The 22,318-nt window shown below is 70.7% G+C and carries 19 protein-coding genes; 5 read left to right on the top strand and 14 right to left on the bottom strand.

All coding sequences use genetic code 11. The features are described 5' to 3' along the window. Positions 1-2: 2 nt before the first annotated feature. The 10 genes from BM109_RS17765 to BM109_RS17720 form a co-directional block, all read right to left on the bottom strand. Complete coding sequence (locus tag BM109_RS17765; protein WP_093344904.1) at positions 3-971, bottom strand: PDR/VanB family oxidoreductase; 969 nt, start codon at positions 969-971, stop codon at positions 3-5. Positions 972-978: 7 nt separating this feature from the next. After that, positions 979-2,037, bottom strand: coding sequence for an amidohydrolase family protein (locus BM109_RS17760; RefSeq protein WP_256222626.1), 1,059 nt, complete (start codon positions 2,035-2,037; stop codon positions 979-981). Further along, positions 2,034-2,492, bottom strand: coding sequence for a VOC family protein (locus tag BM109_RS17755; protein ID WP_093344899.1), 459 nt, complete (start codon positions 2,490-2,492; stop codon positions 2,034-2,036). The genes BM109_RS17760 and BM109_RS17755 overlap by 4 nt, the downstream gene beginning before the upstream one ends. Beyond that, a complete protein-coding gene (locus BM109_RS17750) occupies positions 2,489-3,439 on the bottom strand; it encodes a fumarylacetoacetate hydrolase family protein (RefSeq protein WP_143129187.1) in 951 nt (316 codons plus the stop codon). The genes BM109_RS17755 and BM109_RS17750 overlap by 4 nt, the downstream gene beginning before the upstream one ends. Positions 3,440-3,474: 35 nt before the next feature. Then, on the bottom strand, positions 3,475-4,686 hold the full coding sequence (locus tag BM109_RS17745) for an MFS transporter (RefSeq protein ID WP_093344894.1): 1,212 nt from the start codon (positions 4,684-4,686) through the stop codon (positions 3,475-3,477). Beyond that, the gene (locus tag BM109_RS17740; protein ID WP_093344892.1) at positions 4,676-5,290 is read right to left on the bottom strand and encodes a cupin domain-containing protein; all 615 of its coding nucleotides are present in this window, start codon (positions 5,288-5,290) and stop codon (positions 4,676-4,678) included. Before BM109_RS17740 ends, BM109_RS17745 begins: the two co-directional genes overlap by 11 nt. 29 nt (positions 5,291-5,319) lie before the next feature. Continuing rightward, positions 5,320-6,459 carry a porin gene (locus BM109_RS17735; protein WP_093344889.1) on the bottom strand — a complete coding sequence of 380 codons (1,140 nt, stop codon included), beginning with the start codon at positions 6,457-6,459 and terminating at the stop codon, positions 5,320-5,322. A gap of 95 nt (positions 6,460-6,554) precedes the next feature. Next, a complete protein-coding gene (locus tag BM109_RS17730) occupies positions 6,555-8,054 on the bottom strand; it encodes an FAD-dependent monooxygenase (RefSeq protein ID WP_093344886.1) in 1,500 nt (499 codons plus the stop codon). A 202-nt stretch (positions 8,055-8,256) separates the two neighbouring features. Beyond that, positions 8,257-8,820 (bottom strand): L,D-transpeptidase Cds6 family protein, encoded by a 564-nt coding sequence (locus BM109_RS17725; RefSeq protein ID WP_256222625.1) that lies wholly within the window; start codon positions 8,818-8,820, stop codon positions 8,257-8,259. 149 nt (positions 8,821-8,969) lie between these two features. Continuing rightward, positions 8,970-10,163 carry an MFS transporter gene (locus tag BM109_RS17720; protein WP_093344881.1) on the bottom strand — a complete coding sequence of 398 codons (1,194 nt, stop codon included), beginning with the start codon at positions 10,161-10,163 and terminating at the stop codon, positions 8,970-8,972. Positions 10,164-10,302: 139 nt separating this feature from the next. Between BM109_RS17720 and BM109_RS17715 the strand changes: the two genes are divergently transcribed. Beyond that, positions 10,303-11,118, top strand: coding sequence for an AraC family transcriptional regulator (locus BM109_RS17715; protein WP_177239372.1), 816 nt, complete (start codon positions 10,303-10,305; stop codon positions 11,116-11,118). Between the two features lie 10 nt (positions 11,119-11,128). On the opposite strand, the gene BM109_RS17710 is transcribed toward BM109_RS17715, so the two are convergent. The 4 genes from BM109_RS17710 to denD form a co-directional block, all read right to left on the bottom strand. Then, positions 11,129-12,406 (bottom strand): TRAP transporter large permease, encoded by a 1,278-nt coding sequence (locus tag BM109_RS17710; RefSeq protein ID WP_093344876.1) that lies wholly within the window; start codon positions 12,404-12,406, stop codon positions 11,129-11,131. After that, entirely contained in the window at positions 12,403-12,897 is a 495-nt protein-coding gene (locus BM109_RS17705; protein ID WP_093344873.1) for a TRAP transporter small permease, read from the bottom strand. Before BM109_RS17705 ends, BM109_RS17710 begins: the two co-directional genes overlap by 4 nt. A gap of 122 nt (positions 12,898-13,019) precedes the next feature. Further along, a complete protein-coding gene (locus BM109_RS17700) occupies positions 13,020-13,991 on the bottom strand; it encodes a TRAP transporter substrate-binding protein (RefSeq protein WP_093344871.1) in 972 nt (323 codons plus the stop codon). 64 nt (positions 13,992-14,055) lie between these two features. Next, complete coding sequence (gene denD, locus BM109_RS17695) at positions 14,056-15,075, bottom strand: D-erythronate dehydrogenase (protein WP_093344868.1); 1,020 nt, start codon at positions 15,073-15,075, stop codon at positions 14,056-14,058. An 86-nt stretch (positions 15,076-15,161) separates the two neighbouring features. Here denD and BM109_RS17690 point away from each other — a divergent pair, with 86 nt between their 5' ends. The 4 genes from BM109_RS17690 (at position 15,162) to BM109_RS17675 (ending at position 22,073) form a co-directional block, all read left to right on the top strand. After that, on the top strand, positions 15,162-16,067 hold the full coding sequence (locus BM109_RS17690; RefSeq protein WP_057597662.1) for a LysR family transcriptional regulator: 906 nt from the start codon (positions 15,162-15,164) through the stop codon (positions 16,065-16,067). An 88-nt stretch (positions 16,068-16,155) separates the two neighbouring features. Then, on the top strand, positions 16,156-16,971 hold the full coding sequence (locus BM109_RS17685) for a putative hydro-lyase (RefSeq protein ID WP_093344866.1): 816 nt from the start codon (positions 16,156-16,158) through the stop codon (positions 16,969-16,971). Between the two features lie 92 nt (positions 16,972-17,063). Continuing rightward, a complete protein-coding gene (locus BM109_RS17680) occupies positions 17,064-18,371 on the top strand; it encodes an MFS transporter (protein WP_256222624.1) in 1,308 nt (435 codons plus the stop codon). A gap of 45 nt (positions 18,372-18,416) precedes the next feature. Continuing rightward, positions 18,417-22,073: a hydantoinase B/oxoprolinase family protein gene (locus BM109_RS17675; RefSeq protein ID WP_093344864.1), complete on the top strand. Its 3,657-nt coding sequence runs from the start codon at positions 18,417-18,419 to the stop codon at positions 22,071-22,073. Positions 22,074-22,318: the final 245 nt, after the last annotated feature.

The following is a 22,318-nucleotide window of genomic DNA, read 5'->3' as shown; positions in this document are numbered from 1 at the left end:
GTTCAGAGGTCGAGCACCAGCCGCGTGCCGGTGCAGCGCGAGACGCAGATCAACATCGTCTTGCCCGACTGCTGTTCCTCGCGCGAGAGGATGCCGTCGTTGTGCTCGAGCGCGCCATCGAAGTCCAGCACCGGGGTTTCGCAGGCACCGCACACGCCGCCCTTGCAGCTATGCGCGGGGTCGAGACCGGCCTCGAGCAGCGCATCGAGCACCGACTGTCCCGCGGCGACCCGCACCGACCGGTTGCTCCTGCGGCACAGCACCTCGAAGCCCTGGCCCGTTGCCGCGGCGGCCGGCTGGAGCGCCGTGAAGCGTTCGATGTGGGCGTGCGGATATCGATGCCGCTCGCAGGCTTGCAGGAAGGCTTCGAGCATCGGCGCCGGGCCGCAGCCGTAGTAGTGGCTGTCGCTGCCCCGGCCCGCGAGCAGGCGGGTCAGGTCGGGCGGTCCGCCTTGCTCGTCGTCGAAATGCCAGGCGACCCGCGCGCGCGGGCCGAGGGCCGCGATCGCTTCCCTGAAGGCCGCTTCCCTCGCGCTGCGCGCGCAGTAGACCAGTTCCACCGGCCGCCCCTGCGCGACCAGGTGCTGGAGCATGCAGAAGATCGGCGTGATGCCGATGCCGCCGGCGACCAGCACGCTGCGCGGCGCGTCGGCGTGCAGCGCGAAATGGTTGCGCGGGGGCGAGATCGCGAGGCGGTCTCCCACGCGCAGCTGCCGATGCACGCAACGCGAGCCGCCGCGGCCGTTGCGCTCGTCGAGCACGGCCACGACATAGCGGTGGCGTTCGCCGGGCGCATTGCACAGCGAGTAGCTGCGCACCAGGCCGTTGGGCAGGTGCAGGTCGATGTGCGCGCCGGCTTCGAAGGGCGGGAACGCGAGGCCCGCGCCGGCGGGCCGCAACTCCACGCCGAGGATGCCCTCGGCTTCGTGGCGCAGGGTGTGCACCATGGCGTCGAGTGTCGAAGCGGTCATGGCGGGCTCACAGCTTGAACAGCGATCGGGCATTGGTCTCGAACAGCTGCGCCATCTGCTGCGCGCTGCAGGCGGTGGCCTCGGTTTCATGGACTTCGTCGGCCACGTACTCGAAGGGATAGTCCATGGCGTAGAGCACGCGGTCGGCACCCAGCTGGGCCTGGCAGAACGCGATGACCGGCGCGGACGCCATGCCGCTGGTGGTGACGAAGATGTTCTGGCGCAGGTAGTCGCTGGGCTTGCGCTCCAGCTTGGCCCAGGAGCCATAGCGGCCGGTGGCGGCACCGGCCCGGTACATGAAGTCGAGCCGGCTGAGCCAGAACGGCAGGCCTTCGCCGAGGTGGCCGAGCACCAGCTTGAGCCGCGGATAGCGGTCGAACACGCCCGAGACGATCAGCGCCAGCGCATGCATGCCGGTCTCGACCGCGAAGCCGAAGATCGCGCCGTCGAGGCCGCGCGCCAGCAGCGGCGCGATCAGGCCGCGCGAGGGCGAGGTCGGATGCAGGTAGATCGGCACGTCGAGCGCCTGCGCCGCCTCGAAGATGGGCCAGCAGCGCGGGTCGTCGAGGTAGCTGTCGTGCGTGTGGGAATTGACGATGGCGCCCTTCAGGCCCAGCGTGCGGACTGCGCGCTCCAGCTCCCGCGCGGCGCGCTCCGGGGCGTGCGGCGCGATCGCCGCCAGGCCGGCATAGCGGTCGGGGTGGTGCGCGATGTGCTCGGCCAATGCGTCGTTGAACGAGATCGCGAGCGAGCTGGCCGTGGGTGCGTCGAACACCTGGATGCCCGGCGAGGCCAGCGACAGCAGCTGCATGTCGATGCCCGCGGCATCCATGTCGCGCAGGCGCCCCTCGCCCAGGTCCTGCAGCTTGGCGATGATGGACTGCGTGCGCGGCGAGGGATTGTTCAGGAAGTAGCGCCACGAACTGGTGAAGCCGGGGTCGTCGCTGTGGCCGCCGTCGATCAGACGGCGGTAGGCCTGGATCAGTTCGGGCGGGGCATAGGCCTCCTCGGTGGCGATGCGGCGATAGGCGCGCGCGGGCGGCATGTCGAGTCGGTGGTCGTTCATGGCCGGGGACCTTCCGGCGCACGGACCTGGTCGCCCGCGCGGAAGATGTCGTCGTAGTCGCGCCCGCCCAGGCACTGGAATTCCCACCAGTTGCCGTCGCGGTCCTCGAGGTAGAAGCCGTAGTCGCCGTGCAGTTCGCGCGCCGGCAGCACGCGCCGTATGCCGTAGTCCTCCTGGTGCTGCAGCGCGAGCGCGCGCGCGATGTCGACCGCGGCGCGCGATTCGAGGTCGAGGCCCCAGTGGTTGTGCACGTCGAGCTTCTGTTCGCGCGGCGAGGGCAGGCAGACCACGGTCCAGTAGCCGCCGAGGCGGATCATCATGGCCCGTCCGGCGACATGCTCGACGCAGTCGAGGCCGAGGAATTCCTCGTAGAAGCGGCGCGAGGCCGCGAGATCGCGGCAGCTCAGCGTGCCGTGGGACAGGCGCAGCGGGCGGTTCAACTTGAGGGTGCTCATGGCTGGAGGCTCCTTGGGGAATGAAGAGGGTGGGCGACGACCGGATTGACGAGCGGGCCGATGCCCAGGCCTTCGATCTCGACGCGCACCACGTCGCCGGGTTGAAGGAAGACGTTCCGGGGCATGCCGACGCCGGCCGGCGTGCCGGTGGCGATGAGGTCGCCGGGGCGCAGCGTCACGCGGCGGCTGAGGTAGGCGATCTGCTCGGCGATGCTGAAGATCATCTGGGCGGTCGACGCCTCTTGCTGCAGCACGTCGTTGACCCAGAGCCGTAGCGTCAGGTCGTAGGGATCGGCGACCTGGTGCGCGGGCACGATGGCCGGTCCCAGCGGGGCGGAGCCCTCGAAGCCCTTGCAGCCGAGCCAGTCCAGCCAGCCTGGCCATTCCTCGCGGCGGAACAGGTCGCGCGCCGACAGGTCGTTGAGGATGGAATAGCCGAACACATGGTCCATCGCGCGTTCCACCGGCACGTCGCGCGCGGGCCGGCCGATGACGACGGCGAGTTCGGCCTCCCAGTCGAGCTTGTGCGAGCCGGCGGGCAGCACGATCGGCGCGCCGGGACCGATGATGGAATGGGCCGCGGGTTTCGAGAAGAAGAAGGGGGCGGCGACCTTCTTGTCGATGTCGCTGCGTTGGCCCGCCGTCATCTCGTTCAGATGGCAGCGGTAGTTCGGGCCGCTGCAGAACAGGCCGCCGCCGACGACGGGCGGCGCCGGCCGCACCTGCGCCAGGTCGCGCGGCGTGGCGAGCGACCCGTCCTCGACCGCGGCGAGCCGCGGTTCGAGCATCGGCCAGGCCGCGATGAGTTCGGGCATCGTGGCCTCGGCCAGCGGCAGACCGTGCGCGGTGGCGAGGTCGCTCCAGGCGACCATCGTGTCGCCGAGCGCGAGGCCCGGTCGGCTGCGATCGTTGGCGTCCATGTAAGAGACCAGGGTGAAGGGGCGCATGGGGTGTTCCTTGTCGAGCCAGGGTTGCGGGCCGGTCACGAGGACGCGGGCGATGAAGGGAAACGGGGTGCCAGCAGGAACAGCGCGGCCGCGAGGGCCAGCATGGCCGCCGACAGGACGAGCGGTGCTTCGTAGCTGCCGGTGCGCGCATGCAGCTGGGCGATCAGCAGGGCGCTGCAGGCGCCGCCGGCCATGAGGGCACCGTAGAAGATGCCGTAGGTGCGGCCGAAGCGCGCGATGGGGAAGTAGCGCGAGACCAGGTAGGCCAGCACGTCGAGTTCGGCGCCCATCGCGAAGCCGATCGTGAACGCCGCGGGCAGCGCCAGCATCGGGTGGCCGGTCGTCAGCAGCAGCAGGCCGCCCGCGAACAGCAGCATGACGACGGCGATGACCCGCGGCGCGAACAGGTGGTCGATCAGCAGCCCGGTGACCAGGCGCCCCAGCAGCACCGCCACCCCGATCAGCGCCGCCATCGTGCCCGCCTCGGTGGCGCTCAGGCCGCGGTCGCGCATCATCGCGATGAAGTGGACGATGTAGCCCGAGCCGAACAGCATCGGCAGCACGAAGGCGGCGATCAGCAGCCAGAACAGCGGGCGCCGGTGCAGCGGCAGATCGTGCGTGGCCTGGGCCGGCGCGGCCGCAGGCCGCACGGGCGCGCGGTCCACCTCGGGCCCGAGCAGCCACATCGCGGGCGCGCCGAGCAGCACGACGAAGGCCGACAGCGAGAGGTAGCCGCCGCGCCAGCCCACCGCTTCCACGATCCGCGGCAGCACGAGCGGCGCGAGGATCGCCACCACGCCGAGGCCGCTCATGGCCAGCCCGAGCGCGAGGCCGCGCTTGGCATCGAAGCGCGCGCTGATGGCGCGCGAGTAGCCCACCGGCGTCGCGGCCACGCCGAGCAGCGACAGCAGGGCCTGCAGGCTCAGGAACAGCGGCAGCGTGGCCGGCAGCAGCGCGATCGCGGCATAGCAGGCCGCCTGCGCGCACAGCGAGAACACGATCGGTGCGCGGATGCCGTGCCGGTCCATGAACCGGCCCGCGAACGGGGACAGCAGCGCGATGGCCGCGGTGTGCACGACGTTGGCCAGCGCCAGTTCGCTGCGCGACCAGCCCAGCGCATGGTTCAGCTCGGCGAAGAAGACCGAGCTCGTGTAATAGAACAGGGCCGACGAGCTGACGCAGATGCCCAGCGTCGAGCCCAGCAGCAGGCGCCAGTGGCGCGCGAGTTCGGCGTTGTCAGCGCGCATCGCGGTCTCCGTCCGGCGCGGCCGTGGCCAAGGTCGCGGCGATGCCGGGATCGAGCGCGCCGTCGATCAGCACGAACAGCATGCGGCAGGGCCGCTGCGAGCGATTGGCCCACGCGTGGTTGGTGCCGCGCTGTACCACCACGCTGCCCGCGGCCAGCTTCACTTCCGAGTCGTCGAGCACCAGCGTGATCTCGCCCTCCATCACGATGCCGTAGTCGAGCGAGGCGGTGCGGTGCATCAGCGGATGCGGCGAGCCGGCCCGCGCGGTGGAGTGGGCGTCGTTGCCGGTGCGCGCGAACAGTTCCTTCATGCGTTGCGCGCCCTGCGCGAGGAACTCGGGCGTGTCGGGCGGCATGTCGACGAAGCGCAGGCGGGTGCCGCGCGGCGCGGGCGCCAGCGTCAACGGGCCCGGTGTCGGGTCGGGGCCGTTGTCGATGGCCGCGGGGCTGGCGCTGGTGTTCCAGAGCTCGTGGAACACGGTGCCCGGAATGGCCGCGAGCTCGACCACGGTGGGCAGCGCTCCGTCGATGGCGACGATGGCCTTGCCGGTGGCATCGTGGCCGGTGACCACGCGGTGGACCGGAGGGAGGGGAGTCAGTGTCATGGCTGTTGTCTCGGTGGGAGGAAGCGATGTCAGAACGCGTGCGTGATGCCCGCGTCGACGCCGGTGGAGCGGCCGCCGGCGAAGTTGCCCGCGGTGGTGGGCGGTCCGCCGGGCAGTGCCAGGAACGAGGCGCCGCGGTTCGACAGGCGCGCGACGTTGGCGTAGAGCGAGGTGCGCCGCGACAACGGGTACACGTAGCCGAGCGCGAGCTGCGTGCTGCCGTTGCCGTCGATGGGGCCGGCGCGGGTGCCGGGAGCGGGATGGGCATCGATGCGGCCCGCCTGGCGGCTGCGCGCATACGAGGCATTGAGGTAGCCGTGCGGCATCGGCAGGATGGCCGTGAACCGGACGACCGACTCCTTGCTGCCGGCCGCGCGGAACTGCCGCCACGACAGCGCGAGCCTGGCGCCGTCGAGGTCGTAGGACACCGAGGCCACGCTGTCGGTCAAGCGCCGCGCGGGCCCGCCGGCCACCACCTGCGCCTCGGAACGGGATTGCGAGAAGCCCGCGGCAAAGGGGCCGGCGTCGTAGCTCAGCCGGTACTGCCGCATGCCGGCCGCGCCGCTGGCCGAGACATCGCCCTCGCGCAAGGCGTAGGCCAGTTCGCCGGAGAAACCGCCGAAGCGGGGGCTCAGGTACTGCAGCATGTTGCGCGCGTAGTACATGGTGGTCTCGAAGCGCGAGACCGGGCCGAACACCTCGCGCCAGGGGCCGTTCTGCGGCGTGTCGAACAGGTTGCCCGAGCTGCCGATGCCGATCAGCCACGGCTCGCTGTCGAGCCAGAGGCGGTGGGTGGGCGTGTTGTCGTAGCCCAGGCGCAGCCTGCCATGCGTGCCGCTGCCGATCTCGAGATAGGAATGGCGGTTCCAGAAATGCTCGGCCAGCGTGGGCGAGCCGAGCTTGCCGGTGTCGGCGTTGATCAGCGCCTCGAGGCGGAAGCCGGCCTGCCAGCCCGCGCCCAGTTCCTCGCTGCCGCGCAGGCCCAGGCGGCTGATGCGGTAGCCGCCGCTGGACAGCGTGGTCTTCGAGCCCAGGCCGCCGTTGTGCACGCTGCGAATGCCGAGGTCGATGGTGCCGTAGAGGGTGGCCGAGGACTGGGCGGCGCTGTCGGCGGCGAGCGCGGCCAGCAGCAGGGCCGCGAGCGCAGGAGGGCAGGCAAGGCTTGTCATGGATCGTGGGGTTTTGCGAATGAGGAGGTCGCGAGTCCTTCGCGCAGCTCGTCGTGCGGCGCTGCGAAGACTCGTTGGGCGGAATGCGGGAAGGCCTAGCGCTCGAACCAGCGGGCGAGCCGTGCCTCGAGCTGCGCGGTCCCCGCGAGCTCGTCGCTGGCCCAGTCCACGTAGGCGTCGGGGCGTATCAGCAGGGCCTTCACGCCAGTCATCGACGCGGGGGGACGGCCCAGGCGCGCCGGCACCAGGTCGACCGGCAGGCCCGTGAGATCGAGCTGCGCGAACTGGCCGCTGTAGCCCTCGAGGTCGAGCAGCACGAAGCGCCTGTTGCGCAGCATCTGCGCGACCCGTCGCGAACGGCCGTCGAGCGTGATCACGTCGAAGTCGGGCAGGCATCGGCCGGCCAGCGCATGGTTGCCCGGTCCGGTGTCATAGGGGTTCTCGAGCCCGCACAGCTCGCGCACCAGCTGGCGCTGTACCTCGGGCAGGGGCAGCAGGCGTTGCGCGAAGCGGCGCTTGAGAGCTACGCCTTCGGGCGAGAAGTTGAACTGCAGCGCGCATTGCGCCCTGACGCTGGCCAGCAGCGCCTGCATGACCGGATAGCGCTCGGCGTGGTAGCTGTCGAGCGTGGATTCGGGCGCGATGCCCTGGATCACGTTCGCCATCTTCCAGCCGAGGTTGAATGCATCCTGCAGGCAGAAGTTCATGCCGACGCCGCTGGCCGGATAGTGCACGCGCGCCGACTCGCCGACCAGGAACACGCGGCCCCGGCGCAGGCACGGGACGGCACGCATCTGGTCATCGAAGCGCGAGGCCCAGCGCAGCCGCTCGATGCCGTAGTCGGTGCCGTGCACGTCGCGGATGCACTGGCGCACTTCGTCCACTGTCACGGGCTCGTCCCTGGGCGCATGGCGGCGGTCGCGGTGCACGATGTTGAAGCGCGTGATGCCCGCGCCGAACACGTAGCCGCGCACCCAGCCCATGTGGTTGTCGATGTCGATGCGCCCACCGGGCCAGGGCGCTTCGAGTTCGGCATCGACGGCCAGGCCCCGGAAGGTGCCCGCGTGGCCCTCGAACGCGAAGCCCCCGAGTTCGCGCACGGTGCTGCGGCCACCGTCGGCGCCGACCAGGTAGCGCGCCCGCAGCGTGTGGCTTTCGCCCGATGCGTCGAGCGCCTCCACCTGCACGCCGTCTCCGTCCTCGCGAAATGCCTGGAGCGCGGTGCCGTGCCGGATCTCGGCGCCGCTGTCGCCGGCCCATTGGCGCAGGATGTCCTCGGTGTGGTTCTGCGGCAGGCCCAGCGTGAAGCCGAAGCGCGTTTCGAGATGGCGCCACTCGATCGGCGTGAAGCCGGCCCAGATGTGCGTGGGACGGAAAGGGTAGGCCGCGATCTCGCGCGTTCGTTCGATGAAGCGCTCGGCGATGCCGCGCGCATCGAAGAGTTCGAGCAGGCGCGGCAGCACGGTGCCGGCTCGCGATTGAACGCCGCCCTGGCGCCGCTCCAACACCAGGGTCCGCGCGCCCGAACCCGCCAGTTCGGCCGCCAGTGTCAGGCCCGATGGCCCACCGCCCGCCACGATCACATCCCATTGCATGCTTGTCTCCCTGCGACGGCACGGCAAGGGAATCGCCGCGCTCTTGTGGCAGCGATGATCGATTCGCGGTGGGCATCCGCAAAATCTATTCTTTGGATGCTCCGTATTTAGCGGATCAATTCGACCTGGGACGTGCGACCGGCGCGGCGCTGCGCTGCGAGCGCGCGCCGTCTCGTCGAACGCCGGTGACCTGCGGCGGCGTTCAGCCGCCCGCGCTTTCCTTGCGGATCAGCCAGCGGCCATCGACGCGCTGCAGCTCGAGCGTCTTGCGGCCGCTCTCCTTGATCTTGTCGGCGGCGTAGCTCTGCTTGAACTTCGCGGTGGCCGTGTTGCCGTTGATGCTGACCACCAGGTTGTCGACCTTCACGCTGATGCTCGACTTGTTGCCGATGCGCTTGCGGCGCTCTTCTTCCCAGGCCTTGTGGCTGCTGCCCTTGGCGGGCTGGAAGTCGCTCGCGTAGCTGGCGAGGTACTTGTCGACGTCCTTCGAGGCCCAGGCGGCAGCCCAGGCGCGCACGGCGGCCTCGACCTCGGCCGGCGCGGCGGCGGCCGCGGCGGGCGCAGGCGCGGGTGCAGCGGCGGGAGCCGGTGCGGCAGCGGCCGGTGCTGCTGCCGCAGGGGCCGCAGCGGGGGCCGGCGCCGCTGCCGGTGCGGGTGCCTTCGCGGGTGCATCGGCCGCCACGGCCGGTGCGACTGCACAGAGGCCGGCCAGGGCCGCCGCCGCGAGCACGGCACCTGCGGAGGGACGGGGAAGGAATCGATTCATGCGCATGTCCTGGTTGTGTTGATGTCGGAACCGGTCGCCGAGGGCGATTTTCGATTCTGGCAGTGAAACCCGGCCCGCATGTGTCGGATCGTCGCGGCTGTACGGCCGCCGCAACGACAGGCCCTCGCGCACTCACCGGTTCCGGTGGTTCAGGCGGCGCGCGCGGGGCGCGGCGAGACCACGGCCGCATCGAGCGTGCGGTTGCGCATGCGCAGCGACAGCACCGCCGCCACGCACAGCACGCACAGCACCGCGCTCAAGGTCACGCCCAATCCGCGCGCATCGGACAGCAGGCCGAACAGCGGCGACACCAGGCCGCCGACCGAGAGCGCGAGTCCCAGCGTGATGCCGCTGGCCGTGGCCGGGTTGCGCGGCAGGTAGTCCTGCGCCAACGTCACCTGCGCCGCGAAGGGCAGGAACATGCACAGGCCCAGCAGCGCCGTGCAGGCCAGCGCCCAGGCGGGCGAGGACGCGAGCACCAGCCCGGCCATGGCCGGCACCGCGAGCAGGTAGCCCGCGCGGATCGTGCCCATGCGCCCGAGGCGGTCGCCGAGCCAGCCGCCCAGCAGGGTGCCCACGGCACCGGCGGCGGTGAAGCCGGTCAGCGCCACCGCGCCCTGGAAGGCCGAGCCGTGCAGGTCGCGCGTGATGCGCAGCGAGAGCATCGACAGCACCGTCACGTAGGGGATCGACCAGCCGACGATGGTGGCCACCAGCAGCGCGAAGGCGCGCCAGTCGTTCGGCGCCCGCTGCGCCGCGGCCTGCGCGCGCCGGGCCGCGCCGGCCCGTGCCGCGTTCGCCGCGCCCTGGCCGCGATTGGCCAGCAGCCACACGGCGCCCATCGCCAGCGCGGGCAGCCCGAGCAGGTAGCTGCGCGACAGCGCGCCGCCGCCGACCACCGTGGTGGCGAGCACCGGCGCGAACGAGGCGCCGATGGTGCCGCCGACCGAGAACACGCTCATCGCCTTCTGCGAGGCGCCGCCGGCCGCGCGCGCGGCCACGGTGGCGCTCGGGTGGTAGGCCGCGATGCCGAGGCCGCACAGCACGGTCGCGAGCCAGGTCCAGAGGTAGTTCGAGCCCAGGCCCGCGAGCACCAGCCCCAGCGCCGCGACCAGGAAGCCCACCGGCACCAGCCAGGGCCGCGGATGGCGGTCGGCATAGAGGCCGAACAGCGGCTGCACCACGCTCGACAGCCCGGTGGCCGCGAGCATCAGCCCGCTCACGGCCGTGTAGCTGTAGCCGCGCTCCAGCACCATCAGCGGCAGCAGCGCGGGCACCAGGCCCTGGTAGAGATCGTTGACGGCGTGGGTGCCGGTGAGAAGCCCGAGGCGGCCCTTGTTCATCGGCGGCCTCCCGGCGTGGCCGGCGGCGGATTGCATTGCATGCGATAGCCCTTTCTGTGAAACCTCGTGTCGAGGCCGGGCCATGCTAGGAAGCCGTGCGAAGATGATCTCGCTACGAAAGAACAAGGATCGTCGAGAAATGGACAAGCTGCAGCCGCCCGCCGAATTCGACCTGCGCCCCGAGCATGGCGAATCGACGCCGCGCGCCGTCGCGGTGCTGGCGACCGATGCCGAGGGCCACGCCGTCATTCCGCTGCACAGCCACCGGCGCGGCCAGCTGATCCACGCGATCTCGGGCGTGATGATCGTGAGCGCCGAGGCCGGCAGCTGGGTGGTGCCGCCGGGGCGCGGCGCCTGGCTGCCGCCCGGCATGGTGCACGGCATCCGCATGGCGGGCGACGTGCGCATGCGCACCGTCTTCGTCGAGCCCGGCACCCGCGCCGGCCTCGGCCCCGACTGCCGCGTGATCCCGGTCGATGCGCTGCTGCGCGAGCTCATCGTGGCCGCGATCGCGCTGCCGCTGGACTATGCGCAGGGCGGGCGCGACGAACGCGTGATGGAGCTGATCCTCGACGAGATCGAGCGTGCGCCCGCGCTCTCGCTGCACGTGCCGATGCCGCGCCATGCGCGCCTGGCGGCGCTGTGCGAGGAACTGGTGCGCGATCCCGCGCTGCCGGCCTCGCTCGAGGCCTGGGCGAAGCGGCTGCACATGAACGCGCGCACGCTGGCGCGCCTGTTCCAGCGCGAGACCGGCATGAACTTCGGCGCCTGGTGCCGGCAGGCGCGGCTGCTGCTGAGCCTGCCGCGGCTGGCCGCCGGCGCCTCGATCCTCGAGGTGGCGCTGGCGCACGGCTACGACAGCCCGAGCGCTTATGCGGCGATGTTCCGCCGCACGCTGGGCATGCCGCCGAGCCAGTACCTGCAGGCGCCCGGCCCCGCCGAGGGGGCCGGATGAGCGAACCCGCTCAGCGCGCGTACACCAGGTCGCGCAGCGCGAGCGAGACCCACGGCACGTAGGTGATCACCATCAGGCAGGCCAGGATCACGAGCACGAAGGGCACCAGGTGCTTCACGATCCGGTCGAGCGAGATGCGCGCCACGGTGCAGGCCGCGAACAGGTTCACGCCGAAGGGCGGGGTGATCATGCCCAGCGCCAGGTTCACCACCATGATCAGGCCGAAGTGCACGGGGTCGATGCCGAAGTGCTGCGCCACCGGCGCGAGGATGGGCGCGAGCACGATGATCGCCGCGCTGGTCTCGATGAACATGCCGATCACGAACAGCGCCGCGTTCACGCCCAGCAGGAACATCGCGGGCGACTGCAGCACTTCCTGCAGCCAGTGGCCGATGGCGTCGGGCACGCCGGCGCGCGTGATCAGGAAGGCGAACAGCCCCGCGTTGGCGATGATGAACATGATCACCGCCGAGGACAGCACCGACTTGCGCAGGATCGCGAACAGGTCGGTGATCTTGATCTCGCGGTAGATCACCATGCCCACGATCAGCGCGTAGAACACCGCCACCGCCGAGGCCTCGGTCGGCGTGAAGATGCCGCCGTAGATGCCGCCGAGGATGATGACCGGCATCAGCAGCGCCCAGCCGGCCTGCCACAGCGCGCGGCCGAAGGGCATGCGGCCCTCGCCGTCGGTCTTGCCCCAACCCTTCCACTTGCAGTAGACCCACACGAACAGCATGAGCGCGAGGCTGATCAGGATGCCGGGGCCGAAGCCCGCGATGAACAGCTCGCCGATCGACACCTCGGCGCTCACGCCGTACAGGATCATCGGGATCGAGGGCGGGATGATCACGCCGAGCTCGGCGCTGGTGGCCTGCAGCGCGGCCGCGTAGGAGGTCGGGTAGCCGTGCTTGATGAGCGCCGGGATCAGGATGGCGCCGATCGCGAAGGTGGTGGCCACCGAGGAGCCCGAGACCGCCGCGAAGATCATGCAGGTCAGCACGCAGGTCATCGGCAGCCCGCCCTGGATGCCGCCCACGATGCTCTTGGCGAACTCCACCAGCCGGCGCGAGATGCCGCCGGTCTCCATCAGGTTGCCGGCCAGAATGAAGAAGGGGATCGCCGCGAGCGGAAACTTGTTGATCGAGTTGAACATCTCCTTGGCGGAGATCAGCATGTTGGCGTTCGTGACCTGGATGCCCAGGATCGAGGCCAGGCCGATCGAGACGGCCACCGATACCGACAGTGCGAAGCACAGCACCATCGTCGCGATCATGGTCGTGGTCATTGCGCGGTCTCCAGTTCGAGGCGCTTGGGATCGAGGTAGTTGCCCACGATGCCGAACAGCGAGAACACCGCGCCGACCGGCAGCGCCATGTAGGCCCAGATCATGGAGATGCTCTCGAGGCCGGCCATGCTCTGCACGCGGCCGCGGATCGCGTAGTCCCAGCCCCACCACAGCACGACCAGCATGAGCGCGAGGGCGGCCACGCTCACCACCGCGTCGAGGATGCGGCGCGTGCGCGGCGAGCTCCAGCGGTACAGCACGTCGACGCTGACCATGGCGCCCTGGCGGAAGGCCATCGGGATGCCGAGGAAGACCATCCAGATCAGGCTCACGCGGATCAGGATCTCGCTCCACTCGGCGGGTTGCTCGAGCACGAAGCGGGTGACGATCTGGAACATGCCGAGCGAGGCGGCGACCAGCAGCATCGCGCAGGCCAGGACCATGGACACCATCGTGGTCCATCGTTCCAGGCCGAGGAACTTGTTTTTCATCAGGAAGGTCCCGGAAGGGAAGTCAAAAACAGGAACGCCCGCCGGGCGTCCTGCCTGGCGGGCGCGGCTTCGGCCGGGCGCGGGTCGAAGCTTCGACGCTCACGCGGCGCGGGCCATCGCTCTCACTTGAAGTCGCGGATCTTGTCGAGGTTGGCCTTGCCGAAGTCCTTCTCGAACTGGGCGTTGACCGGCGCGAGCGCCGCCACGAACTTGGCCTTGTCGACGTTGTCGATCACCGTCATGCCCTTGGCGCGCAGGTCGGCCACGCCCTTGGCGTCGTCCTCGTCCACGCGCGCGCGGTTGGCCTTGGTGCCTTCCTTGGCGGCGTCGATGAAGGCCTGCTTGTCGGCGGCGCTGAGCTTGTCGAACACCGCCTTGTTCATCACGAAGATGCACGGCGAGTAGACGTGGCCGGTCAGCGACAGGTGCTTCTGCACCTGGTCGAACTTGGCCGAGATGATCACCGGCAGCGGATTCTCCTGGCCGTCGACCGTGCCCTGCTGGAGCGCGGTGAACACCTCGGGGAAGGCCATGGGCGTGGTGATGATGCCGAAGCCCTTGTAGGCCGCGATGTGCACCGGGTTCTCCATGGTGCGCATCTTCAGGCCCTTGAGGTCCTCGGGCGCCTTCACGTCGCGCTTGCTGTTGGTCATGTGGCGGAAGCCGTTCTCGGCCCACGCGAGCGCCTTGAAGCCCTTGGCGTCGAACTTGGTCAGCAGGTCCTGGCCGATCGGGCCGTCGAGCACCGCGCGCGCATGCGCCTTGTCGCGGAACAGGAAGGGCACGTCGAGGATCTTGGTCTCGGGCACGAAGTTGGGGATCGGGCCGGTGGAGGAGAAGGCCAGCTCCTGCGTGCCCAGCTGCACCGCCTCGATCGACTCGCGCTCGCCGCCGAGCGAGCCGTTGTAGAAGGTCTGGACCTTGTAGCGGCCGCCGGTGCGCTTCTCGACTTCCTTCGCGAAGGTGTCGATGGCCACGCCCTGGTGGGAGTTCTGTGCCACGGAGATACTGATCTTCATGGTCGTCTGCGCGAAGGCCGCGCAGGCCATGCCCATGCCCAGCACCAGGCCAGCGGCCAGTCGGGTCAATTTCATTCGGAGTCTCCTGGGATTGGGGGGAAGCGAGTGGCGCGAGGCGCGCCGTACCGCAAAGGTATGACTATGCAACAGTTGGTAGCTTCACCGCGTCGGGATTTTCACGGACGTATTCGCGGATCACCGCGTCGAAGCTCTCGTCCGACCCCAGGCCGAGCGCGCGGGCGCGCGGCGTGTCGAAGCGGCCGGGCCAGGACTTCACGATGCGCCGGATCGTCGGCTCGGGCGTGCGGTCGAGCAGCGCGGTCGCGGCCGGGCCGGCCACGCGCTCGAGGGCCGCGGCCATCTCGCCGACGGTCGTGGACAGCGAGGGCAGGTTCACGGCGGTGCGCGGACCCCATTCGGCCTCGCTCGCCTCGGCCGCGCGGATCAGCCCCTCGATGGTGCGCGCCGGCGAGGCGACGGCCACCGGCGTCTCGTCGGGCACCGGGCAGGCCGCGCGCAGCCCGGCCAGCGGCTCGCGGATCATGCCGCTGAAGAAGCCCGAGGCCGCGCCGTTGGGCTTGCCGGGGCGCACGCTCACCGTCATCAGGCGCACGCTGCGCCCGCGGATGAAGCCCTTGCGCGTGAAGTCGGCCACCAGCTGCTCGCCGATGAACTTCTGGATCCCGTAGCTGGTCTGCGGCGTGGGCAGCGTGTGGTCGTCGATCACCGGCGGCAGCGGCTGCTCGGGCGAATCGCCGAACACCGCGAGCGAGCTCGAGAACACCAGCACCGGCCGGGTGCCGAGCGCGCGCAGCCGCTCGAGCAGCGCATGGGTGGCGGCGAAGTTGCTGCGCATGCCGAGGTCGAAGTCGGCCTCGCACTCGCCGCTGACCGCGGCCGCGAGGTGGAACACGGCCTCGGCCTCGCGCCAGGGCGTGGCGTCGGCATCGGCGCCGAGCTGGTCGTTGAGGTCGCCAGTCACGAAGGCGACACGCGGGTCGGCCGCGAGGTCGGCCGGCGGCGGCGCGCGGTCGACCAGGGTGATCCTGACGATGGGGGCGGGGGCCGCGCCCGCGAGCGAAAGGCGGCCCTGCGCGAGCAGCGTGCGGGCGAGGCGGGCGCCCAGAAAGCCGGCGCCGCCGGTGATGACGATCTGCATGTCGGTCCTTGTCTCCTTGTCGAGAGTCCGAGGATAAGCGCGGCCGGCGCGACACTCGGGGCTTCGCCAGTCCGCCGAGCCGAACGATGAACCTCCGATTCGTGGAAGCCTTCCACTGGGCCGTGGCCCTCAAGAGCGTGACGCGCGCCGCCGAGAAGCTGCACCTCACGCAGTCCGCGCTGTCCAGCCGCATCGCCGCGCTCGAGCGCGAGCTCGGCACCTTGCTGCTCGACCGCCGCGACAAGCAGTTCCGCCTCACGGTGGCGGGCCAGCGCTTCCATGCCTTCGCGCAGAAGCTGCTCGAGATGCAGATGCACATCAAGGCCGAGATGGGCTCGGGCGCGGTGCGCGAGACGGTGCTGCGCGTGGGCGCGATCGAGTCGGTGGTGCACAGCTGGCTCACGGGCTGGCTCAAGCACATGCAGGCCACCTACCCGGACTTCGAGCTCGAGCTCACGGTCGAAACCACGCCGGTGCTGGTCGACCAGCTGCAGCGCGGCAAGCAGGACCTGGTGTTCGCCGCGCTGCCCGCGGTGGGCGACGGCGTGCGCACGCGCGCGGTGCCGCCGATGGCCATGTGCTTCGTCGGCCACCGCGAGCTGCACCTGCGGCGGCGCTACCGCATCGCCGACCTGCTGTCGCTCGACCTGCTGACCTTCCAGCGCGGCTCGCAGCCGCACGTGGCGCTGCTCGAGTTCTTCCGCGAGGCCGGCGGCGCGGCGCCGCGCGTGCATGCGATCTCCTCGATCTCGGCGATGGCGCAACTGGTGGAGGCGGGCTTCGGCGTGGCCACCCTGCCGCGCGCGGTGGTCGATGGCCTCGCGCGGCGGCTGCCGCTGCGCGTGCTGCCGAGCGAAGGCACGTTGGAGCCCTTGCCGATCTATGCGAGCTACCGGGACGATCCATCTTCGCTGCTGCTCGAAGCCGCTGTGAGTTCCGCCGTGGTGCACGGATCGCACCGCGCTGGGTCATCGAAAAAATCGATGAGCTGAGCAAGAAACTTTGCGTTGGCGTTCGGGCGCGCGGATTCCCACAATCCGCCCACCACAACGAAGAGACAAGCAGCCGCTCGCCAACGCCATGCCAGCCACAGACGAATCGACCTCCCTGCCCACCGGCGCGAGCAGCGCACGCGACGTGCGGCAAGCCGCCCGGGCCGGCCGCCTGAGGGGCCACACCAGCGGCCTCGCCAGCGCCCACGTGCAGGGCAACCTCGTGATCCTGCCGCAGGCCCATGCGGGCGACTTCCTGCGCTTCTGCCAGGCCAACCCCAAGCCCTGTCCGCTGCTCGGCGTGACCGAGGCCGGCGATCCCTCGCTCCCTGCGCTCGGCGAGGACATCGACCTGCGCAGCGACCTGCCGCGCTACCGCGTCTGGCGCGAGGGCGAACTGGTCGACGAGCCCACCGACGTGCGCGCGCTGTGGCGCGACGACATGGTCGGCTTCGTCATCGGCTGCTCGTTCACCTTCGAGCATGCGCTGCTGGCCGAGGGCATCGCGCTGCGCCACGTGGCGCAGGGCCGCAACGTCGCGATGTACCGCACCGGGCTGCAGACGGTGCCGGCCGGTCCGTTCAGCGGGCCGCTGGTGGTGTCGATGCGGCCGCTGCGCGCCGCCGATGCGATCCGCGCGGTGCAGATCACCTCGCGCTTTCCGGCCGTGCACGGCGCGCCGGTGCACCTGGGCGATCCCGCGCTGATCGGCATCCGCGACATCGGCCGCCCCGACTATGGCGATGCCGTCGAGGTGATGCCCGACGAGTTGCCCGTGTTCTGGGCCTGCGGCGTGACGCCCCAGGCCGCGCTCGCGGCCGCGCGGCTGCCGCTGGCGATCACGCATGCGCCGGGCGCGATGCTGGTCACCGACCTGCCGCACCACCGGCTCGCCGCGCTCTAGCGCGCCGCCCCTGGTTCCGATCGCCGCCGGTCCCCTGGGCAGGGACCGCGCGGCGCCGTTCCCGCCCCGACCCACCCTGGAGAAGACACACCATGAAAAACAGCACCCTCGAGGCCACCGCGCCGACGCCCGTCGACGGCCCGGCGGACGCCGGCGACGCCAACTGGCTGCGCACCCTGAACCCGAACGAGAAGCGCACGCTCGCGGCCTCGTTCAGCGGCTACGCGGTCGATGCCTTCGACTACTACACGCTGCCGCTGGTCACGCCGATCCTGCTGTCGCTGTGGGGCATGAGCAAGACCGAGGTCGGCCTGATCGGCACCGCCACCCTGGTGGCCTCGGCGCTCGGCGGCTGGGCCGCGGGCATCCTGGCCGACCGCTACGGCCGGGTGCGCATCCTGCAGCTCACGATCCTGGTGTTCGCGATCTTCACCTTCGCCTGCGGCCTGGCCCAGACGCCCGGGCAGCTGCTGGTGGCGCGCACGCTGCAGGGCCTGGGCTTCGGCGGCGAATGGGCCGTGGGCTCGGTGCTGATCGCCGAGATGATCCGGCCGGCCTACCGCGGCAAGGCGGTCGGGCTGGTGCAGAGCAGCTGGGCCGTGGGCTGGGGCGCGGCGGTGCTGGTGTCGATGGCGCTGTTCTCGTTCCTGCCGCCCGAGGTCTCGTGGCGCGTGATGTTCCTGCTGGGCCTGCTCCCCGCGCTGCTGATCGTCTTCATCCGGCGCTCGATCAGCGACCCCGAGATCTACGTGCAGACCCGCGCCGCGGTGGCGCGCGGCGAGCGCAGCGGCAACTTCCTCGCGATCTTCAAGCCCGGCGTGCTCGGCACCACGGTGCTCGCGAGCCTGCTGTTCACCGGCATGCAGGGCGGCTATTACGCCATCGGCGTGTGGCTGCCGACCTTCCTGAAGAACGAGCGCCACCTGACGGTGCTGAGTTCGGGCGGCTACCAGTTCATGTTCATCGTCGGCGCCTTCGTCGGCTACCTCTGCGGCGCCTACCTGTCGGACCGCCTGGGCCGCCGCCGCGCCTTCATCCTGTTCGCCATCGGCGCGGGCCTGCTGGTCTATGCCTACACGCTGCTGCCGATCACCGACGGCCTGATGCTGCTGCTGGGCTTCCCGCTCGGCTTCTTCATGTCGGGCATCTTCAGCGGCGCGGGCGCCTTCCTGGCCGAGCTGTTCCCCAACGAGCTGCGCGGCTCCGGGCAAGGCTTTTGCTACAACTTCGGGCGCGGCATCGGCGCCACCTTCCCGGCGCTGGTCGGCGTGCTGAGCGACCGCATGCACCTGCCGCTGGGCACGGCCATCGGCGTCTGCGCGGCGGTGGCCTATGCGATGGTCGTGGTGGTGGCGCTGTGCCTGCCCGAAACCCGTGGCCGCGACCTGCGCCAGAACTGACCCGACTCCGCTTTTTCTCCTCGCGAAGACCTATCCTTGTTCCCCATGACCACGCAAACCCTTCTCCCGTCCCGCTGGCAGTTCTGGATCGACCGCGGCGGCACCTTCACCGACCTCGTGGGCCGCGATCCCGAAGGCGGCCTGCACACGCTCAAGCTGCTGTCGGAGAACCCCGAGCAGTACCGCGACGCGGCCGTCGAGGGCATCCGCCGCTTGCTGAAGCTGGCGCCGGGCGAGGCCGTGACGCCCGAGCGCGTGGAGTGCGTGAAGATGGGCACCACGGTGGCCACCAACGCGCTGCTCGAGCGCAAGGGCGAGCCCACGGTGCTGGTCACGACGAAGGGCTTCCGCGACGCGCTGCGCATCGCCACCCAGGCGCGCCCGCGCCTGTTCGATCGCCGCATCGTGCTGCCCGAGCTGCTGTACCGGCGCGTGATCGAGGCCGACGAGCGCATCGATGCGCAGGGCGGCACGGTGCAGGCGCTCGACGAGGCGCCGCTGCGCGCGCAGCTGCAATCCGCCTTCGACGAGGGCCTGCGCGCCTGCGCCATCGTCTTCATGCACGGCTGGCGCCACACGGCGCACGAGCTCGCGGCCGAAGGCATCGCGCGCGCCATCGGCTTCACGCAGGTGTCGGTGTCGCACAAGACCAGCCCGCTGATGAAGCTGGTGCCGCGCGGCGACACGACGGTGGTCGACGCCTACCTGAGCCCGATCCTGCGCAGCTATGTCGAGCAGGTGTCGCAGCAGATGCCGGGCGTGCCGCTGTTCTTCATGCAGAGCTCGGGCGGGCTCACGCAGGCGAACCGCTTCCAGGGCAAGGACGCGATCCTCTCGGGCCCGGCCGGCGGCATCGTCGGCATGGTGCGCACCGCACTCGATGCCGGCCATGCGCGCGTGATCGGCTTCGACATGGGCGGCACTTCCACCGACGTGTCGCACTACGCGGGCGAGTTCGAGCGCTCGTTCGAGACCCAGGTGGCCGGCGTGCGCATGCGCGCGCCGATGATGAGCATCCACACGGTGGCGGCCGGCGGCGGCTCGATCGTCTCCTTCGATGGCGCGCGGCTGCGCGTGGGACCCGAGTCGGCTGGCGCCAATCCCGGCCCGGCGAGCTACCGCCGCGGCGGCCCGCTGACCACGACCGACGCCAACGTGCTGCTCGGCAAGATCCAGCCCGCGCACTTCCCGCGGGTGTTCGGCCCGGGCGCCGACCAGCCGCTGGACCGCGACGCGGCCGAGCGCGGCTTCGCCGCGATGGCACAGCGCATGACCGAGGCCACGGGCCGCGCGGTCGGTGCCGAGGAGGTCGCGAGCGGTGCGCTGCGCATCGCGGTGGCGAGCATGGCCAATGCGATCAAGCGGATCTCGGTGGCGCGCGGCTACGACGTCACGCAATACACGCTGCAGTGCTTCGGCGGCGCGGGCGGCCAGCATGCCTGCCTCGTGGCCGATGCGCTGGGCATGCGCAGCGTCTACCTGCATCCGCTGGCGGGCGTGCTCTCGGCCTTCGGCATGGGGCTGGCCGACCAGCTGGCGCTGCGCGAGCGCGCGCTCGAGCGCCGGCTCGACGCGGCGGGCCTGGCCGAGGCGCGCGAGGCCGCGATCGGCCTGGCCGGGCAGGCCGTGGAGGAACTGCGCGGGCAGGGCGTGGCGGAGGCCGCGATCAGCGTGCTGCACCGCGTGCAACTGCGCTACGAAGGCACCGACACGGCACTGCCCTGCGCGCTGCCGATGGACACGCCGGCCGCCGAAGCCATCGCCGCGATGCGCGACGAGTTCGAGCAGGCCTACCGCCGGCGCTTCGCGTTCCTGATGAGCGAGCGCGCGCTGGTGATCGAGGCGGTGGCGGTCGAGGCCGTCGGCGCGGGTGAGCGCACGCGCGCCGCCGCCGCGGCCGGCACAGCCGAATCGCATGTGCCCGAGTCGCTCGCGGCCGTGCGCATGTACTGCGAGGCCGACGAAGCCGCCGCGGGCTGGCGCGATGCCGCGCTGTTCGACGAGGCCGCGCTGCGCCCCGGCGCGGTGGTCGACGGCCCGGCGATCCTGGCCGGCCGCAACGCCACCACGGTGGTCGAACCCGGCTGGCAGGCACGTGCCACGGCCGACGGCGTGGAGCTGCACCGCGTGCGCGAGCGCGCCACCAGCCACGCGATCGGCACGCGCGCCGACCCGGTGATGCTCGAGGTCTTCAACAACCTCTTCATGAACATCGCCGAGCAGATGGGGCTGCGGCTGCAGAACACGGCCTACTCGGTCAACATCAAGGAGCGGCTCGACTTCTCGTGCGCGCTGTTCGACGTCGAGGGCAACCTGATCGCCAACGCGCCGCACATGCCGGTGCACCTGGGCTCGATGAGCGAGTCGATCAAGACCGTGATCGCCTGCAACCCCGACATGAAGCCCGGCGACGTGTTCGTGCTCAACGACCCCTACCATGGCGGCACGCACCTGCCCGACATCACGGTGGTGACGCCCGTCTACCTCGACGCGGCCGATGCGCGGCCCTCGTTCTACGTGGCCTCGCGCGGCCACCATGCCGATGTGGGCGGCATCACGCCGGGCTCGATGCCGCCGTTCTCGAAGACCATCGGCGAGGAGGGCGTGCTGATCGACAACTTCAAGCTGGTGGAGGGCGGCCGGCTGCGCGAGGTCGAACTCCGCGCATTGCTCGGCGGCGGCGCGCATCCCTCGCGCAACATCGAGCAGAACCTGGCCGACCTGCGCGCGCAGATCGCAGCCAACGAGAAGGGCGTGCAGGAGCTGCAGGCCATGGTGGCGCAGTTCGGCCGCGAGACGGTGGCCGCCTACATGGGCCATGTGCAGGACAACGCCGAGGAGTCGGTGCGGCGCGTGATCACGGCGCTCAAGGACGGCGAGTTCGTGCTGCCGCTGGACAACGGCGCGCGCATCCAGGTGCGCGTGAAGGTCGATGCGGCCGCGCGTTCGGCGACGGTGGATTTCAGCGGCACGAGCGCGCAGCTGCCGAACAACTTCAATGCGCCGCGTGCGATCACGATGGCGGCGGTACTGTACGTGTTCCGCACGCTGGTCGATGACGACATTCCGCTCAACGCGGGTTGCCTGAAGCCGATCGAGGTGATCGTGCCCATCGGCTGCATGCTGAACCCGTTGCCGCCCGCGGCGGTGGTGGCCGGCAACGTCGAAACCTCGAGCTGCGTGACCAATGCGCTCTACGGTGCGCTCGGCGTGATGGCGGCGAGCCAATGCACGATGAACAACTTCACCTTCGGCGACGGCGCGCACCAGTACTACGAGACCATCTCGGGCGGTTCCGGCGCGGGCGAAGGCTTCGACGGCACGAGCGTGGTCCAGACCCACATGACCAACTCGCGGCTCACCGATCCGGAGGTTCTGGAGTTCCGCTACCCGGTGCGGCTCGACAGCTACAGCCTGCGTTCGGGGTCGGGTGGCGCGGGGCGCTGGCGTGGTGGTGATGGGGGTGTGCGGCGGGTTCGGTTCCTTGCGCCGATGACGGCTTCTATCCTCAGCAATGGGCGGCACCATGGTGCGTTTGGTGGTTCTGGTGGCGAAGCGGGGGCGGTGGGCATCAACCGTGTCGAGCGGGCCGATGGGAGTGTCGAGGCGCTTGATCACATCGGGCAGGTTCAGATGGAAGCGGGGGATGTGTTCGTGATCGAGACGCCTGGTGGGGGTGGTTGGGGCGCTGCTTTGGGTTGAGGTTGGGGCGGGCGCGCGCCGACGGGGTACTCCCCTCCGCGAATGTCCCCCGGCCTTCGGCCTCCTCCTTTATTTCGCTGCGGGGAGTACCCCGCCGGCGCGCGCCAGACGCGCAGCGCCTGATCGGCCGGCACAACCCGAGCGCCTCCGTGCACAGGGCAGTGGGTGCTTCCCGCAGCGAAATTAAGGAGGAGCCCGAAGGGCGGGGGACATTCGCGGAGGGAAGTACCCGCTGTCCTGTGCAC

The organism is Variovorax sp. PDC80, from assembly GCF_900115375.1.
GTDB lineage: Bacteria > Pseudomonadota > Gammaproteobacteria > Burkholderiales > Burkholderiaceae_C > Variovorax.
The sequence above is the reverse complement of the archived record's forward strand: the minus strand, read 5'-3'. Positions and strand labels throughout refer to the sequence as shown.

Excerpts from the sequence above, each read along its gene's own strand:
- BM109_RS17765 (WP_093344904.1), bottom strand. The coding sequence starts at position 971 with ATGACCGCTTCGACACTCGACGCCATGGTGCACACCCTGCGCCACGAA.
- BM109_RS17760 (WP_256222626.1), bottom strand. The coding sequence starts at position 2,037 with ATGAACGACCACCGACTCGACATGCCGCCCGCGCGCGCCTATCGCCGC.
- BM109_RS17755 (WP_093344899.1), bottom strand. The coding sequence starts at position 2,492 with ATGAGCACCCTCAAGTTGAACCGCCCGCTGCGCCTGTCCCACGGCACG.
- BM109_RS17750 (WP_143129187.1), bottom strand. The coding sequence starts at position 3,439 with ATGCGCCCCTTCACCCTGGTCTCTTACATGGACGCCAACGATCGCAGC.
- BM109_RS17745 (WP_093344894.1), bottom strand. The coding sequence starts at position 4,686 with ATGCGCGCTGACAACGCCGAACTCGCGCGCCACTGGCGCCTGCTGCTG.
- BM109_RS17740 (WP_093344892.1), bottom strand. The coding sequence starts at position 5,290 with ATGACACTGACTCCCCTCCCTCCGGTCCACCGCGTGGTCACCGGCCAC.
- BM109_RS17735 (WP_093344889.1), bottom strand. The coding sequence starts at position 6,459 with ATGACAAGCCTTGCCTGCCCTCCTGCGCTCGCGGCCCTGCTGCTGGCC.
- BM109_RS17730 (WP_093344886.1), bottom strand. The coding sequence starts at position 8,054 with ATGCAATGGGATGTGATCGTGGCGGGCGGTGGGCCATCGGGCCTGACA.
- BM109_RS17725 (WP_256222625.1), bottom strand. The coding sequence starts at position 8,820 with ATGAATCGATTCCTTCCCCGTCCCTCCGCAGGTGCCGTGCTCGCGGCG.
- BM109_RS17720 (WP_093344881.1), bottom strand. The coding sequence starts at position 10,163 with ATGAACAAGGGCCGCCTCGGGCTTCTCACCGGCACCCACGCCGTCAAC.
- BM109_RS17715 (WP_177239372.1), top strand. The coding sequence starts at position 10,303 with ATGGACAAGCTGCAGCCGCCCGCCGAATTCGACCTGCGCCCCGAGCAT.
- BM109_RS17710 (WP_093344876.1), bottom strand. The coding sequence starts at position 12,406 with ATGACCACGACCATGATCGCGACGATGGTGCTGTGCTTCGCACTGTCG.
- BM109_RS17705 (WP_093344873.1), bottom strand. The coding sequence starts at position 12,897 with ATGAAAAACAAGTTCCTCGGCCTGGAACGATGGACCACGATGGTGTCC.
- BM109_RS17700 (WP_093344871.1), bottom strand. The coding sequence starts at position 13,991 with ATGAAATTGACCCGACTGGCCGCTGGCCTGGTGCTGGGCATGGGCATG.
- denD (WP_093344868.1), bottom strand. The coding sequence starts at position 15,075 with ATGCAGATCGTCATCACCGGCGGCGCCGGCTTTCTGGGCGCCCGCCTC.
- BM109_RS17690 (WP_057597662.1), top strand. The coding sequence starts at position 15,162 with ATGAACCTCCGATTCGTGGAAGCCTTCCACTGGGCCGTGGCCCTCAAG.
- BM109_RS17685 (WP_093344866.1), top strand. The coding sequence starts at position 16,156 with ATGCCAGCCACAGACGAATCGACCTCCCTGCCCACCGGCGCGAGCAGC.
- BM109_RS17680 (WP_256222624.1), top strand. The coding sequence starts at position 17,064 with ATGAAAAACAGCACCCTCGAGGCCACCGCGCCGACGCCCGTCGACGGC.
- BM109_RS17675 (WP_093344864.1), top strand. The coding sequence starts at position 18,417 with ATGACCACGCAAACCCTTCTCCCGTCCCGCTGGCAGTTCTGGATCGAC.